At 37.7% G+C, this 16,084-nt stretch carries 13 protein-coding genes; 1 reads left to right on the forward strand and 12 read right to left on the reverse strand.

The features are described 5' to 3' along the window. Positions 1 to 204: 204 nt before the first annotated feature. From AB9K32_RS11895 to AB9K32_RS11920, 6 genes are all read right to left on the reverse strand, one after another. Complete coding sequence (locus AB9K32_RS11895) at positions 205 to 1,647, reverse strand: type IV secretory system conjugative DNA transfer family protein (protein ID WP_369885294.1); 1,443 nt, start codon at positions 1,645 to 1,647, stop codon at positions 205 to 207. Further along, on the reverse strand, positions 1,644 to 2,678 hold the full coding sequence (gene mobB / locus AB9K32_RS11900; protein ID WP_369885295.1) for a MobB family relaxase: 1,035 nt from the start codon (positions 2,676 to 2,678) through the stop codon (positions 1,644 to 1,646). Before mobB ends, AB9K32_RS11895 begins: the two co-directional genes overlap by 4 nt. Before the next feature lies 1 nt (position 2,679). Further along, positions 2,680 to 3,216 (reverse strand): BfmA/BtgA family mobilization protein, encoded by a 537-nt coding sequence (locus AB9K32_RS11905; RefSeq protein WP_369885296.1) that lies wholly within the window; start codon positions 3,214 to 3,216, stop codon positions 2,680 to 2,682. Between the two features lie 401 nt (positions 3,217 to 3,617). Then, entirely contained in the window at positions 3,618 to 3,815 is a 198-nt protein-coding gene (locus AB9K32_RS11910) for a hypothetical protein (RefSeq protein ID WP_369885297.1), read from the reverse strand. Positions 3,816 to 3,831: 16 nt separating this feature from the next. Then, positions 3,832 to 4,281, reverse strand: a complete 450-nt coding sequence (locus AB9K32_RS11915; protein WP_369885298.1) for a RadC family protein — start codon at positions 4,279 to 4,281, stop codon at positions 3,832 to 3,834. A 79-nt stretch (positions 4,282 to 4,360) separates the two neighbouring features. Beyond that, complete coding sequence (locus tag AB9K32_RS11920) at positions 4,361 to 4,696, reverse strand: single-stranded DNA-binding protein (RefSeq protein WP_369885299.1); 336 nt, start codon at positions 4,694 to 4,696, stop codon at positions 4,361 to 4,363. A 389-nt stretch (positions 4,697 to 5,085) separates the two neighbouring features. Between AB9K32_RS11920 and AB9K32_RS11925 the strand changes: the two genes are divergently transcribed. Beyond that, entirely contained in the window at positions 5,086 to 5,373 is a 288-nt protein-coding gene (locus AB9K32_RS11925; RefSeq protein WP_369885300.1) for a hypothetical protein, read from the forward strand. Positions 5,374 to 5,448: 75 nt separating this feature from the next. Here AB9K32_RS11925 and AB9K32_RS11930 read toward each other — a convergent pair whose 3' ends face one another. The 6 genes from AB9K32_RS11930 to AB9K32_RS11955 are packed head-to-tail and all read right to left on the reverse strand — an operon-like array spanning position 5,449 to position 15,954. After that, positions 5,449 to 7,242 (reverse strand): UvrD-helicase domain-containing protein, encoded by a 1,794-nt coding sequence (locus AB9K32_RS11930; protein WP_369885301.1) that lies wholly within the window; start codon positions 7,240 to 7,242, stop codon positions 5,449 to 5,451. 1 nt (position 7,243) lies between these two features. Beyond that, on the reverse strand, positions 7,244 to 9,373 hold the full coding sequence (locus AB9K32_RS11935; RefSeq protein ID WP_369885302.1) for an ATP-dependent endonuclease: 2,130 nt from the start codon (positions 9,371 to 9,373) through the stop codon (positions 7,244 to 7,246). A 6-nt stretch (positions 9,374 to 9,379) separates the two neighbouring features. After that, positions 9,380 to 10,531 (reverse strand): Wadjet anti-phage system protein JetD domain-containing protein, encoded by a 1,152-nt coding sequence (locus AB9K32_RS11940; protein WP_369885303.1) that lies wholly within the window; start codon positions 10,529 to 10,531, stop codon positions 9,380 to 9,382. Continuing rightward, positions 10,528 to 13,923, reverse strand: a complete 3,396-nt coding sequence (locus AB9K32_RS11945; protein WP_369885304.1) for an ATP-binding protein — start codon at positions 13,921 to 13,923, stop codon at positions 10,528 to 10,530. The genes AB9K32_RS11940 and AB9K32_RS11945 overlap by 4 nt, the downstream gene beginning before the upstream one ends. Next, a complete protein-coding gene (locus AB9K32_RS11950; protein ID WP_369885305.1) occupies positions 13,907 to 14,491 on the reverse strand; it encodes a DUF4194 domain-containing protein in 585 nt (194 codons plus the stop codon). The genes AB9K32_RS11945 and AB9K32_RS11950 overlap by 17 nt, the downstream gene beginning before the upstream one ends. Further along, positions 14,488 to 15,954, reverse strand: a complete 1,467-nt coding sequence (locus AB9K32_RS11955; RefSeq protein ID WP_369885306.1) for a DUF3375 domain-containing protein — start codon at positions 15,952 to 15,954, stop codon at positions 14,488 to 14,490. The genes AB9K32_RS11950 and AB9K32_RS11955 overlap by 4 nt, the downstream gene beginning before the upstream one ends. Positions 15,955 to 16,084 lie beyond the last annotated feature (130 nt).

The following is a 16,084-nucleotide window of genomic DNA, read 5'->3' on the forward strand; positions in this document are numbered from 1 at the left end:
AAGCCGATTCATTTTCAGTCTGGGCATCACGTTTCCCCAGGCGGTTTTTTATGTTTCGATAGTAAAAAGGTTGGATAAAAAAAGGAAAACATGATTTTTGGATTCTTAAAAATCAATAGGTTCCTGTTTATCAATTGTTCTTCTTGCCCTTTTGATTATGTTTCCGGTTTCCTTGGTAAGGGATTCCTTTTCTTTTTAAAAAGTTCAATCTCTAAGTATCGACTGAATTTCCCGATAAACTCTTTCAAAGTTTAGTTGTATCTCATCATCGGCATAACAATTATTAGGTTTAGGTGTCTCCTTTACAATAGGCTGTAGCTTAAATTGTACCCGTTTATCCTTCCCATCCGCAAAAGCGATAAATTCCCCTTGTTTCAATCTAAAGAAAACATCCGCCCTACGTTTGGAGACCTCTTTTTCGCCTTTGGTGATGCGGCTTTCAAAGCTCATTCCACTGCTTTTACTGATGCTCTTGGTCGGTGTCTTAATAATCTCAAAAAAACGTTCGTAATATTTAGCAGTATCGGGGTCGTTCACCTTCCCGAAAAACTGATAGGACAGGTTGCTCAAAATGGCCTTACTGGCCTTTTCACCATATAGTAGGTCATTCTGGATTTTGTCCTGCATCACATAGACTGTACAGATATCATAGCTGCGTAACGTTGCAGGGATACGGTGCATATTGGGCAATTTTAAGGTAGGGGCTTCTTCCATCAACAAAAAGGAAGAATCCCTATCTCGCACACTCATCTGTTTGATGATGGTATGCATTATCATGGCGATGACTGGGGAGTAAGCAGTATCATATTTCGGATGATTGACCAGGGAAACCACTGCCGGATGCTCAGGGTTGTTGATGTCCAAGGGTACTTCATCCTTGGACAACACATAGAACAGTTTTTGGGAACTGATTTTTTTAAAGGCATTGGCCAACGTACTTTTTACCCCGGCGGTCTGTTTCTCCGATTCGATACCGTTGATAAAGGCACTGGCCATACTTTGGGAGGTCAAATCAGATTTCAGGAAGGCAACCAGTTTTTTGGTGCTGAGCGATTGGAACAGGGCGATGATGTGGGGCAGCGTACAAAAATCGGGATAGGCCGTTTTCATTTTCCAAATCATCCCGCTTAATAATCCTTCCACAGCATCGGAAAAGAACTTGTTGCTTCCACTGTTTTCGGAAAGGTTCTGTTCCAGTAGGTTTTCCATCAGTACCCGTGATACTTCATTGACACTTTCCTCGTTCGGCAAATACTTTGGGGCAATGGGATTGACACGATAATGGATTTGGTCAAAGGCGATAGTGTAGAACTTTATATTCTTCTCCCGGAACAACGGATAGGCGATTTCGGTGAGTTCAAAATCCTTATAATCATGGATGACCCCACAAAAACCATGATTGCTGAAATGCTGTAAAAAATTATAGATGACACTTTCGGTCTTTCCGCTTCCCGCCGAACCGATGATGGAAGCCCCACGGCGGATGTTGTCGATTTTGAACTTACCGTTTTTTAGTTTGAAACGTACCCGGTACTTTTTATCCGTTGGGTTTTTCCGTTCTGCAAAGAATAAACCATAAATTATCGTACCCCCAAACAAAATAGGTACGACGATATACAGGACGATATGTTCCCATTGCCAGTTCATATCCCGATGGAGCCTGATTCGATGGCCTTGCCGATTCCTTTTTTCAGTTGGTTGATGGCCTTCATGGTGAGCTGGAGTTTATTGGTAGGGATGCTCAACAACGAGGTATTGACCCTTGACTTTTGAAGTAGTTTAAAGGCCACGGCCTTTTCGTTGGTCGGCAATTTGGTAATAATGGAGAAATACAGTTTGGGATCCTTTAAAAAGGTTTTTCGGGCGGTATAGGTCTCCACATAATTCCGTTGATATTTGAACAGGGTGTCAAAGGTTTTTTCCGAATTTTTAAAAAAAGTGTCCCTATCAAAGCCCCGTTTTATGGACTTGCCGTGCATTTCCACTTCGGAGGCTCTGTGCTTACTCCCAGGAGAAAGGCTGAAACGATTGCTGACATCCCTACGGCTGACAATAATGTGTACATGGCTTTGTGGTCCCGGTTTGGCCATGCCCCGAACGACACGTTTACCATTCAATTGGTGCGGGGCTTCTCTCTCCAATTTTTGGATTTCCTTGCTCAGCTTACGGATATTGCCCGATTGATGTCCTGCCTCGATGCTACCGATCTCTTTCCTTAATTTCAAAATCTTCGTGGCGTAGGGTTGGTTCTCCCGGATTTCTTTGTCGGTTCCTTTGAACGTGCGTTGCCGTTCCACCTTGCCATAGTATTTAATATCATCCACATTGATTGGCCGCCCGTTTATTTCCCTGTTAAAAGCTTTGGCGTATTCCTTCATGGCTTCCCTTGTATAGCGTTTCAGAGCCTCGGGCGAATCCTGTATGGCTTTCAGCTCCCTGGCACCTGGATTCAGGGTGATGGAATAGAACTTGGGCTCGATCTTTTTGAGTTTGGCCGTGTTCCCGTCGATTTCCCTGATGACCTCTTCCGCGGATATTTCTTCCTCAAATTGATTGAAGAAGTGTTCCTGTTCCTCTATGGTCTTGCTTTCGTTTTCCTTTTCGAGATAGGCCACAAAATCGGCGGCACTTTGGGCATAGTTGCCCTTAACGTTCTGTGCGGTGATGGTAATGTACATCCTATAATTCTTTTTTGAGTTTTTCAAATTCATCCTTGCCCATATCCAGTTTAAAATGTCCTTTGCCGAACGTTCCTTTTACATAATCCATTCGTTCCATGACATCCTGCATACGGGTTTTATACTGACCGAGCTGTTGCCGCATTTCCTCATAGCGGTTTTGGTAATGCTCCAGTTCCCTGTCCCTGCTAAAAGGTTCGGGCGTTCCAAAATCAAAGCCTTCTTCTGCTTCTTGGTCTTCCACTTGGGACATTTCCTGGAACAGGGTATCCAACATGACCTTGGTGGGCAGGGTCTGTTGTTTTTCGATGTTCTTCAGGATGGCAATGACTGCATTGATACGTTTGTTGGTCCGGTTATTTTTGATGCCAAGGTCATCGTTGGGAGAAAGGTCGTTCCGTTCAAAAAAGTCCATGACGATTTCTAGGGTACGGGTATGGGAATGCGACACCAGACGGGAAAATGCCCGAAAACGCACAGCCGTTTTCTTTTTGATGCTGATGGCCGAAAAGCGGTATTTTTCATAGGTATTCTCCATTTTTACTGTAAAAAATTGCCTGTTTATGGGCGGTCTGGCCGCTTTTACTGTAAAAACCCTTGTCAATCAATTAATCATGTGTTTTCAAAGTATTGATTAACAATTCCTTATAAGTAAACAAATAACTGTAACATCGCTCTGCGTGTTACCCTCTTGCTTCTCCAAATTTCGTCCCGTAGGGACCAAAATTTTCCGAACAACTTGACTTAAAAGTCAGTTGCCTTTTATGTTACATTTCTATGGATTCGGTCATTCAAGGAAAGTCAAATCACCCTATAATCGGGATTGGTAATGACCAAAAAAATGTTGTTGTATAACGCTTTAAAGATACGATTTTCAACTTGTTGGACATGAAAAAAGCCCATCATAATAAATGGGCTTATTTGGTTCAATTTGATGCGTCAGATTTTAAAAATATACCTGTAATTGTATAGATTTCGTATCGCTTCTTCTTCCAATAGGGTTTGGTGATTTACAAAGTGTTCCTTGGCATAGTTCCTTAAATGCTTTCCAAACCGTTTTTCAATGTCTTTTTTTGACATCAATAACAATCTTTGTTGGGTTTCGTCATCGAGGTTGTTATAATTTAAATGAATCATGGCTTCTTTTTAAGGGTTATAACAATCCGTTATCGGCAAAACTGTAATACTCCCCATTGGGCGTGATAATCAAATGGTCGAGTACCCTCACGTCAAAAAGTTGAGCTGCCTGTTTAATTTTATCGGTCAGCCTTTTGTCCGCTTCACTAGGTTCGGTCTTATAGCTCGGGTGGTTATGGGCAAGTAAAATCCCAACGGAAAGGGTCTTTAGTACTATGGCGAACAGGATGCGCACATCTACCAAAGTACCCGTAATGCCCCCGGTGGATAGTGGATAGACCCCTTTGACCTTGTTGGAGTTGTTCAACAGCAGGATTTTAAAGGTTTCCTGTAGCCCTATGGTATTTTTGTCCCAATTCTTATAAAGCAATTTTGCTGCATGCTCTGAACTTTTGATAGGCTCGGATTTTAAAGTTGCCATCTTTTCTCGGTAACTTATCTGTATTTCGTTAACTTTACTCTTCATTGTTCTAATTTTTAAATTGAATAGTGAAAAAGAGGGCACACACTAATTGAAAACTGGTTTTAGTGCCCTCTTTACTTTTTTACTTGTTGCCCATTAATAGGATTTCATCGGCTACCACTTCGGTAACATAGCGTTGGTTGCCATCGTCCATAGTGTAGGTACGTGTCTTTAATTTGCCCACCACACCGATTTCCTTGCCTTTTTCGGCATATTTTTCGATGATGTCGGCAACCTTGCCCCAAGCGACAACGGTGTGCCAATTGGTATCGGTCTGTTTTTCGCCCTTACCGTCCTTGTAATACTCATTGGTCGCCAATGACAGACGGGCTACTTTTTTGCCACTTTCAAGGTTCGTAACGGTCGGTACCTGCCCAACGTTCCCGATCAACTGTACATGATTTTTAATACTGCTCATAACTAAATATTTAAAAGATTAATAAATCCCCTTTGGATTTCATTTCAATTGAATTTTAAGGGGTGTTTGTTTGATTTCTTGCGTGCATGGCACCAATGGATAAAGTGGGTTTTGTCAAGACTTTTAGGGAACAAATCAGGAGTGTCTGCGACGTAGAAAAACCCTTGGGTTTTCAAGGAAGTAGAAACCTTATTTTTCACTGAAACCTGCTATGGTCTTGACAAGTTCCATAACAGTATTAGCAATTCTTCCAAAGCTGTCCACAAGGGAGCGTACCGGTAGTTAAGCGAGTGAAGTGAATGGGGTTTGGAATAGAATTGGTTATACTGTGCCCGTTTTTCGATGACCCGAAAAACGACAAAGGCTTTATCTATTATAAACCCCTTAAAATGTGTAAGACAGCGGCTCGGTTTTTAGGGATTTTCAAGCAAGGGCTAAAGAAGAACTTGCCGAAAATCACGTTGAAAAAACCGAGGCGATGGCTTTCCGTTGACAAGCGGACTCCATCCTCTTTTTGGCTCTGGAATGCAGTGTCCCTGTCCAGCAAATCGGACAGGGTTAACGGAATGGAAAGCCAAAAACGGGGATGGTGTCCAAGAATGTTTTTAGTGAAGCTCTTTACCCATAATGCAGTGCAACGGAATGGAGGGGAATGTGCTGAGTGGGTTATGCTTTAATAATTTGATGAACGTATTTCACAAATTGCATTTATTCATAATTCAAATTCTCATTCCAATAAAATAATTCAGCAACTAAATTGTATCATATTTATGGGATATTTGAGCAAGTACATCGGTAGGATACAAAGTTTCTTTTTTCCAATTCTTTCTTCCTTTTTCAGAAATCAAATGAAGATTTTTACGGGCTCTAGACCCGATAACATAAAGAAGTCTGTTAGCTGTTTCGATTCCGTTCTCATCATTAGAATGCGGAACATATCCCTCTAGTAAACCAAAGGCTATAACAGTATCAAATTCTGCCCCCTTTACACCGTGAATTGTGGAAATGGTAGTACCATCTTTTTGTTGAAATACTTTTTTAAAGCTATCTATATGTTCAATGAAATCATTGCCATCTTTCTTAATTCTCTCGATACGTTTTCTTGAACTATCAAAAAAAGAATTGAAACTCTCTGTTAATGAAACATTTGTGTCTATGTCAACCCCCAATTCTTCAAGAAATATTTCAAAGAATAATTGTAGATATGTTATGCCGTGAGTTTCCGTAATAGTAATTCCATTACAAATTTTCAAAATTGACTTGTGATTAATTCCATCGACATTATATCCTGAATCTTCCAAGTCTCTGAGGACTTCATTTGCCCACCTCAATCGTCTCAAATACATTCTCGGAGATGCTTCCGTTAGGACAATTCGAGAAAGTTTATACCAAAAATTATCTAAATCCCTTGAAAAAGGAGCCATACCTGGTCCATTAAAATTATACTCAGGCATTTCTATCATCAAGCTTCTTGATATTGGAGCCAAATGAACCCATTGAGGTCCAAGAATACAGATTTCATTTGGGTCAATACCTAACTCTTCCACATTATACCTGAGTAATCTAGACATTTCATTTACCAAATTATCAACGTGAACTTCATTGTTATATGAGATGATACTACAATAGCCCTTTTCTTTTCCAGAAGCCACAACATTATTCTCAATGGTCTTATACATATCGAAGTAATTGACAATGGATAGAGAACTCCGATAGTTTTGTTCAAGTTCTAATCTCTTAAACCTAAGACCAGAAAGTGCTTCAAGTTCTTCTTTTTCTATAGGATAACCACCGAGACCGCCATAAATGGTTTGATTCGGGTCACCTACTATCAATGCTCTAGTGGCACCCTGTCCAGAATTCCATATTTTCGAGATAATATGGTACTGTATTTCTTTGGTGTCTTGGTATTCATCAACCAGAATGATTTCAAACAGTTTGGACAGCGTATTTGAAATGACAGGGTTTTCTTCAAGTAGTTGATGTGCATATAACAACATATGCTCATAACTAATGAAATTATGCTTGTCTAGAAATGCAAAATATTCTTGCAATACTGCACTGACACCATCATACTTATAACCAGAATTGGTTACTTGAACGATACCATCGATGCTGGCATAATGCTTACAGTCCCAAAATGTGATTTTTGGTTTATCGTATCCTTTACAGATTTCATTTATTAGATTCTCGGATTCGTTGGAATCCATAATTCGATATCCGAATTTGAGTTTTTCCAAAAGTGAGGAGTAAGGTTTTAGAATCCATTCATTGCAAAAGGAATGGATGGTTCCTATCCATAATTGGTCGGTGGGAACACCTAATAATTCGATGCGTTCCTTTATTTCGTTTGCTGCACGATTTGTATAGGTAATAGCAATAACAAACTTCTTATGGGAATCTGATTTTGACAATTCATTCGCTACTTTGTAAGTAAGTGTTCGTGTTTTACCGCTTCCCGGACAGGCCACCAATAAAATGTTGTCATTGTCTTTTACAACGGCACTCTGTTCTTCATTGAGTTCTTTGTCAGTCCAAACAAACATTTTATAATAGTTTTAAAAATGTTAGTGCAGCATCGTCCAATAATAATGTTTCAAATTCATCTATTAACTCTGACAACTCTAATTCATTTTTGCGATAGCTCTCTAATTGCTGGGTAAAAGCAGTAAAATTTATAGTGTCGTCAGTCTTATGATTTTCGGCAATCCTATACTTAAAAATCCCTGAAATTATTTCACGATTCATTTTGGGTGTTGCAAAAGATATTGCCTCCAAAATATATTTGGGAATGTATGTATCATAAGCAATGCTTTGCCCTAAAAGAACTGAAAACCAGCCTTTACCTTCTTGTTTGGCCATTCTAAGAATTCTTCGACCTGAAACAGAAACATCATTGGATTTTAATTCCTTCTTTGAAGTTTTTATAGTGGCGGGGTCTGAATAGACTTCGTCTAGTATTTCAATTACCTCTCTTGAATTATTGGACGTTAGAAAGTCTACTTCAAAAGTATGATGGGCGTAGAATGCTTGTACCCAAGGATTTTCGCTGATATATGCGGTAATACTCTTTTGCCTTGTTTGTCCTTTGATTTGAGAATTAAGACATTTTTTCTTGTACTTCTTAAGAGTTTTGGAATCCTCGTCCTTTATAGTCGTATCTACTATTGAGGTGTCCAAATCCGTTAGTATAGCACAATTGCGCTGGATTCTGTCATCGTGAAAAATATCCGCGATATTTTCAAAACCTGTACTCCTTATGTTTATGATACTCACACCGATTTCATCTAGACTAAATCCCAAGACTTTTTTGACAAGCGATGGAATTAAAATTTCTTCGGCATCGCCTTCAACCAAAATGACACCTTTAGCAAATAGTAGGTTTGTACGTATGGCGTCTAGATAACGCTCCAGTTTTGTGATTCTTGATTTATCCAAACCATTTGCAGGTTGATATGCTACGGAATAGTTGGCCTTTTTACTTAATACATTAATATTTGATAGATTGCTTACCTCTGAAATTTGGGTTGAATGTGTAGAGTATATTATTTGTGTGTCACCATAGTCAAGTTTGTCAAATAGAGTTTTTTGAATGTGTGTATGAATATGTGCTTCAGGTTCTTCTATAAGCAAGAAATTAGCGAAAGTTTCATTTGCTTTTTGATACTTAAACTCCAACAACTTCAGGGTTAAATAAATCAAGTTGGCACCACCGAGACTCAATTCGTGAATACCACCTTCGTAATCTTCACCAGGTTCACCGATAAATAATTTTAAAGATTGAAGAAGTTTGTTTGCTTCGTCAGATAAACTTGATTTGATACTTAGTGATGAAGGTGAGTACGTTTCTCCAACAGTTTCTTTAATAGTTTGAGAAATATTATCTGTAATATCCAATACATCTTGTAATTGCTCAATGGATTCATTAAGAGTTGAAACCTGTTCTGAGATATTTGCATATTCATCCTCATCAATATCCTCACTTTTGGCTTTCAATAACGTCAAAAGTGGGTTAGTTCTGTTGTTGTGAAAATCTGAAACTACGTCCCTAAGGGCTTTAATAAACGTAAACGATACTTCTCTGGAAATGGATAGTTGATGCGGAATCAAAATACCTATTTTAGACGCATCATCTATATAGCGAAACTTTACGTTTTCAAAATCACCCACAATATCCTTGTAGACATTCTCGTCATTAAAGTCCACCGTACTCTTTCCTGTAAATTTTGTTTCATAATCATCTATGGACAACTCATCTAGGATTGCCTCTAAACCAGCTGTATCACCCTCAACTAACTCTGAAAGTCTTATTCGAATATCTGGCTTTGGTCTAAATAAAAGGGTATAGGTTGCCTTGGTTAGAGGTTCTTCTGTCACATCACCTGTTCCGTGTACGAACAATGCCTGAATTTCCTCATCGGGCGATAGGTCACTAAACTCAATGCTGATGATTATCCAATGCCCTTGCCAAGGTCCTAAATGCCTATTGAAATCATCCTTATTTAACTTATATGCCATTCTTAATAAGTTATCATCCAAAAGCAAGCGTATGGCTCGAAACAGATTTGTTTTTCCAGACCCATTTTCGCCTATGATGGTATTGATGCCTTCCTTGAACGAAAATTTGGCATTCCTAAAACTTTTGTAATTGACTATGGAAACATTTGATATATACATTGGTTGTTATGTTTGTTCAGTTAATGGTTTCAGCTTTTGCAGGGTGTAATCCATAGGAATTTTCTCTTGTTCCAATCGCCATTTATTGTTAAATAACATTTGGTGCATTTGGCACTCGGCTTCAGTAAGATTTGGGAGTGAAGCGACTTTAGATTTTGTCTCTAAATCATCTTCAAAATACTTATCAAATGTGGCCTTATCCATCATCAAGCTTTTTGTTTGCGGATAATGGCCTCTAAAGCCAGAAAGTATCTCAAAGCCTTGGGCATCCAAATCGCCCCAATACCAAATTTGGCAACTCTTTAACCATTCGATATTCTTTAGCGATAGCACTTTAAAACCCTTGCCAAAAATTGACAAAGTACCTATGATTTTGGGAAGGGTTAATAAGTTCATAAGATTTTCTACAATTAAAACTCTTTTTATTGGTAACTCAATTTTAGAAAAATCACTTATTCTTAAGGAAATATCTTCTAACCCTGAAAAATACTGTTGTGCTATTTGGCTATCAAGTAAGCGGAAACGTACCAAAGGTTCGCTAAATTTCAGGTGGAATCTTATCTCAAAGTGATTGTGTTCATCAGTACATAGAGACTGAGCAAGTATTATATCCAACAATTCCCGAAGTAGTGATTTGTTCAGTTCTATAAATTTGGTGTGAACTTTTATTGGAAGTTCCCGAATGTAAAGGTCTGGTTTGGGATTGGATTTAAAATAGCCGACCACTTTTAGGATATCTTGCCAATGTTCTATATTTGCAACCAATTTCAAAGGGTTGGCACTGAGCCAATTTTTGAGCTCTGGATAAAGGCTTAACGTTTCATCCTTTAATTGTTTGAAGGTTTTGACTTCATTTATTTTATTGAGGTAGCCAACGTAGTCAAGCTCATTCTCAAAGTAAATTCGTTTAGGTAAACTCTGTGAACCGATAAAACGGGTTTTGGTTTTTACACAATCGATAGTGTAGCCGTATTTACTAGTACTTTTTGAAGCGTTTAATAAATCATCCATTTCCTTTCTGTAAATCTCAAGCGACTTTCCTGGCGATTTATTCCCTCTAATTTCCATAGGGAAAAGGTCTTCTTGATTTATTAAAGAGGACAAAAATGAAGCGTATGTTCTGAGCGCTTTTTTCTTTATTTCTGAAGATGATATCAATTGGTCATTAAATATTTTTCGCTTTCCTTTTGAAATTGCTCGATCGGCATATCGTACAACGAACTCTTTTTGCCATTTTCAATTTCAGTAAAATGCACGAAGGAAATATATGGTTCAACTATCTCGATATTATCACTCGGGGTCACTACCAACACTTGTAAGTGAAGTTGTTCACATAACTTCAATAAATACTCTGATTTGTCCTGGTCTTGAGCCTTGAAAGCTTCATCAATTGCCACGAACCTAAATGAATTGGATTCCAACCCCTGAGAAGTTAGATTAAATTGGTAGGCAATCGCCGCACCCAAGATGGTATAGGTAAGTTGTGCTTTTTGACCACCAGACCTGTGACTCATACTTTCAAATGTGGCTATTTTATGGTCGTCTTCCCTAACAAATTCTTCCGCTCGATATTGAAACCAATACCTCACATCAAGGGCTAGTTTACGCCATTTTTGATCATCGAGTTGTTCTATTAAAGGTGCTATATAGTTTTCAAAATGAATTCTTTTAGATTCAGTACTTGTTATTTGAGTAACGTCAGGAAGGGCTTCATGTAGAAGTTTTCTAAAATCCTCAGCTTGCTCGGATAGAGCCATTCTCTCTGACAATTGAATATACGTACTTCTAGGAGCAACTTCAAAATCTATGGCCTGTAAGGATGCATTGAGTGTCTTAATGGTTTTCTTGATTTCTTCAATCCATTTTTCAAAGAAGAAATTAAACGCACCTACTTTATCGATAATGGTGTCTTCTAAATAGGTGTCAAATTTAGCCTGAAAGCTAGGTAAATCGTCGTTTTTTAATTTCTTGTATAGATCCTGATATTGATAAAGATGGTCAAGATTGCTCGTTAGTTCACTGACATCAGAGCCCCAATCAGGAAATCGATCAAGAATTTTTCTGTCTGGACTTTTAAAAGCAGCAATTTTAGGGGTCAATTTCTCTCTGGTTTTATAAATTGACTTCTCAATATCTTCAAGTGCTTTTTTGTTTTCTTCTTGAAATGTTAACCTTTCCTGCTTGAAATTCTGGTAAGATAAATTGCTCAACAATGCATTTTCAGCATCAAAATCGGATATATCTATGTCGTTTTCAGATAGTATTTCGAGTTGGGACTCAAAGGTTTTAAGTTCGCTTTGAATTTCGCCCAATATCCTATTGATATTGAATATTCTTTCAGATTTGGGTTTCTTTTCTACTTTATTTTCTGCAATCTTGTCTTCCAGACTTTTCTTCCGCTTCCTTAAAGTTTTAGCCTTATCGTTCCCTTCTTCTAGTTCTTTGATTGTGTCGTTCAGCTCTTGTATTTCCAACGCATACTTCTTCCAGTTTATAAGGTCATAATCATCAAAATTTGCTAAAAACGCACCGTAATTTTTATTTAATTCCGCAAGTGCTTTTATACAAGAATCAAGCTGTTTCTTGTTTTCCAAAAGTTCATCGCCTTTTTCCCGAAGCTCAGTATAGCTATCCTTTAGCGCATTTACCTTGCTCTTGTTGTCCCATCCAAGTACATAGCTATTTCTAGAATTAATTTTTGCCCTATCATCTTTCTCGTGGTTTCCCTTACCTCTTTTGATAAGCCCATTGATGGTAATTGCTTTTTCAGCTTTTGCGAAAGCGTTCAATCCCTCAACGCACAGGTAATTATAACGTGAAACTATATTGTCCTCTATGAAGTCTGCATAGGATGAATCTTTCTTAAATTCCAACTTACTAATCAATTTGTCATCATCTTGGTATGATGTATTGAAACCGCTTAACAAGGAATCGGTATAGCGCAGATAAGTAATCTTACCTCTTAAGTTAGTATCGTTTACATAGGAATTTACTTTTTTGTAATATTTCTCAGGAACAATTAATTGAAGGGCAAAGGAATGTAGTACCTTTTCAATAGAAGGCTGCCATTTTAACTGCTCATCTTTTACCTTGATGAGTTCACCGACAAAAGGGATTTCCTTTTTTGAAGCACCAGTAACGGTTAAGATGTTCTCTCTTATTGAAGCCACTCGACCAGAAATGTTGTTATCATTTTTACGGAGTGTTTCTATAGTCTCAACAATGTCGGCAATTGCCTCTTTATTTTCTGCTATGTCAATTTCAACGGCCGTTTTTGTTTCGATTTTTTGAGTTCGTTCATTATCTGTTTCTTCAGCCCTTTTAATGGCAGTATTCTTGTTTTCATCAAAAGCACTTTCATTCGGGTTTTCCTCAAGCGCTAATTTTCTACCAAAAGTGTTATAAGAATCCAGTTTGGTTTGCCGTTGCGCCTTTTTGACTTCCAATTCTTTTACATTCTTGGTGAGCTTGTCGATTTGAGTGCTTATCTCATCTTTTTTTATTTGATTGTTTATCTCGTTCAAATCTTCACGAAGTGTCTCTTCTTGGTCATCAAGTTCTTTTAATTGAGTCTCAACTTTTTGTTTTTCGCCTTCTAAATTCTCTTTCTCTTCCTCAAAAAGTGCTTTTCCCTTTTTGGAAAACCATAGCACTGCAAGGTCTCTGGAATGAACAAGTTTTTCCTTTTTACCGATTTTATCTTTAAGTTTTTTAGCTAGATTATCAATAGGTTCTAGCTGGTTGAGTTGCTCTTGCGTTTTATCAATTTTGTTTTTGGCACTACTAAGTGTTACGAAACTATTTCTAAGCTCAACGTAAGTCCCTTCAGGCTTCTTGTCTTCAAGCATGTTTATCCTGATAAAACCATCCAAATCTTCTAGAACCTTTATACCAACAGTTTGGTTGAAGAGTTTTAAGGCCTTCAACGATTTCATACCCAATACGGCTACCAAACGTTTTGCATAACGGGTGGGATAATCGTCAAAAAACTCAACTTTGTTTTTCTGGGTATTGCTATTGAACTCTTGCTCTAATCGATGTTTCCAAAGGTTTTTATCGTCAAATTTTGGAAAGTGATTTTCGATGGTTAGAGGTACGTGGGCTATACCATAACTACGTCTCATTTCATTGCCAGAGAACCACCTTAGTTGAAAGAGGGTGACGAATTTTTGGTCTTCGTTGCCAAAGGAAGCCAATAATATAGAATAAGTTTCTTTGTTACGAAGCCGTTGGGCCGTTGCACTACTGGCCCCTTCTTTTAATATTGTTCCATAAGCACCTAGCACATAGCTTTCCTCGGTACGATCGCCTTTCTTTTCCGAGCCCGATGATTGATTATAAAACCTATCCTTTTTCTGTGGTACCAAGAGGGTCAGCAACGCATCTACAAAAGTTGTCTTACCGGAACCATTGGCACCAGTAAGCAAAGAATTATTCCCTTTAGGCTCAATCCTTATTATTTCGTCATCAAATGTTCCCCAATTATAGACCTCAAGATAGTTGAGTCTAAATCCAGAGGTATCTGACCGTGTACTAAATAGACTCAACATATTCGTTTAATTTGTTTTTAAATTCTTCTAGTGCATCAATGTTCACTTTTTCTTTAATGATTTTGTGAATTCGGTATCGGGTATTTAGGTCATCAGAATCCACTCTTTTGATATAACCCAATTTTTCTATTCGTTTGATGTAGTCTTCAAGTTTCTTTAAATAGCCAACCTTATCGTATTTCTCTGGCAGGAACAGTTCAATCTGGTTGATTAATTCCTCATTATCAATAAACTTTTCTGACCCACTGAAATCCAGAGGATTCGTTTCAAAATCTTCCAAAATCTGTCTCAACACCACCAAGAGTACAGAGGTTTCAAAACCAACCTGCTTTCTTGAAACCAATCCAATGGTGTTGTCATCGTCATCAATTAGGAATTGTTTTAAAAAAGCATAACCATCGTTTTCCTTGATAATGAGCTCTAGCCCAATTACATTAACATATTCTTGAATAGGTTTTCTATACAAAAGAACCTCGTCCCAAACCTTGTCGTCGCTGTTTACCGTGCCCTTTAGCAATCGTACAATTGCCACGGAATATTCTTTTAAATTGGAACTCAAACTGTTCATTTTGTAATAATTATTTCTGGAATTCTTATCATTTTGTTTGCTGTTCCATCGAACAGGATTTGCGTTTCTTTTTCACTATTGAAGGTATGCTTGAAGTTTTTCAGAATACTGAAATATCCAAACACTTCTGGCAACCCTTGGGTTACACCCCCATTGTCATCTATTATTTCGGCTAAAGTAGCCTGTCCTTTTTCTTCAAGGGTTCTAAGGATGTTCGAATTCAAAACCTTTTTACTTATTTTTCTTTTTGAAGCTATTTTCTCAAACTGTGAAGATTGTTCGATGTCTTTTGGAACGACTTGCGGTCGTTGACTATAGGTTCTATCTTTCTTCTTTTCTAGTGTGAGCTTCTTGTCAAAATTCAGGTTGATTTCTATATCACTTTCAAGTTCTATCGATATGTCAGGTGATTTTGAAATCCTGCTGGTTTGTATTAACAGGTTCTTGATTTCTGCCAAAAGTCTTTTCAAACTTTCTCTTTGTAAAGAGTCACTCTCCCTAATAATTTGACTAATCTTTTCGGCCATTTTATCATTTGCCCGATAGACGTGCTGACCAGTCTCAAAAAGATTGTTTTTTATACCAATGAGAAAATCATCATCGACCTCAATTTGCTTTTCCTTTAATTTGCTTAACAATTCCTCTATGAGCCTGTTCCATTCGGTTTTTAGGCCTCGGTCTATGAGGAATTGCCAAAACGCATAAAAGCTTTTTCCCTGATGGCTTTTTTTGAGCTTGTCAATGGCATCAAATGTAAATGACAGCACCTCTTTTTTGGACAGATCTGAATTGGTATGCTTAAGATAAATTTCTTTGGAAATTTCCTTGAAGTTGATTTCAACTTCTTTGAAATCTGAAAGTAATTCTTTTGCAGTATCATTGATATTCTGAAATCTTGGAATAATTTCATATTCCTGATAGGTATCTACCTTACCGCTAATTTTTAACTCGTTTATTTCATTCTCAAGTTCACGCTTTTTCCCTTCAAGGATTTCGATACGTTTTTCAACATCGTCATTGGTCCATTCTACCAGCTCTTTTAATTGGTTAAAGACTTCCTTGAATTTTGATTCGGTTCCTATGAACTCTTTTTTCTTAAGGCCTTCCAACCAAATAAGGGTTTTAGTGGTGTGATTGGTAAGTTGATAGTGAGGTGCGCCATTTTCATTTCTAAAACTCGTTAAAAAGCCCAACTGTGTCCATCTTTTAATAAGTTTTTTTGCTTTTACCTCGTAACTATCGGTAAATTGTAGGTCATTCTCGTCATCTTCTTCCAGTTCAATACTTTCAAGGTGGTCTGCAAGTTTGGTATGAATAAAATCGTAAGAATGGCTTTTGCCGGTATCTGGGAAAGTCGATAGTAGAAACAGCAGTATTAATTCCCGATTTCGGGATTTTAAAATCTTGACGCTAGGTGCGTGTTCAAGAATTCTTTTTATTTCTTCTAACTCAAAAGTTCTCAAAATAGGTAAAGCACTTTCAAATTATCCAAAAAATAAAATTAATTGTGCCGAATAATGGTTGTGTTAAAGTTGGCTTAAATATACTTGAATTTTGTTGAATATTAAAGTTTATAAAAATATAAAACCACAA

It is taken from the genome of Allomuricauda sp. XS_ASV26 (assembly GCF_041224615.1).
In the GTDB taxonomy this organism is placed as follows: domain Bacteria; phylum Bacteroidota; class Bacteroidia; order Flavobacteriales; family Flavobacteriaceae; genus Flagellimonas; species Flagellimonas alginolytica.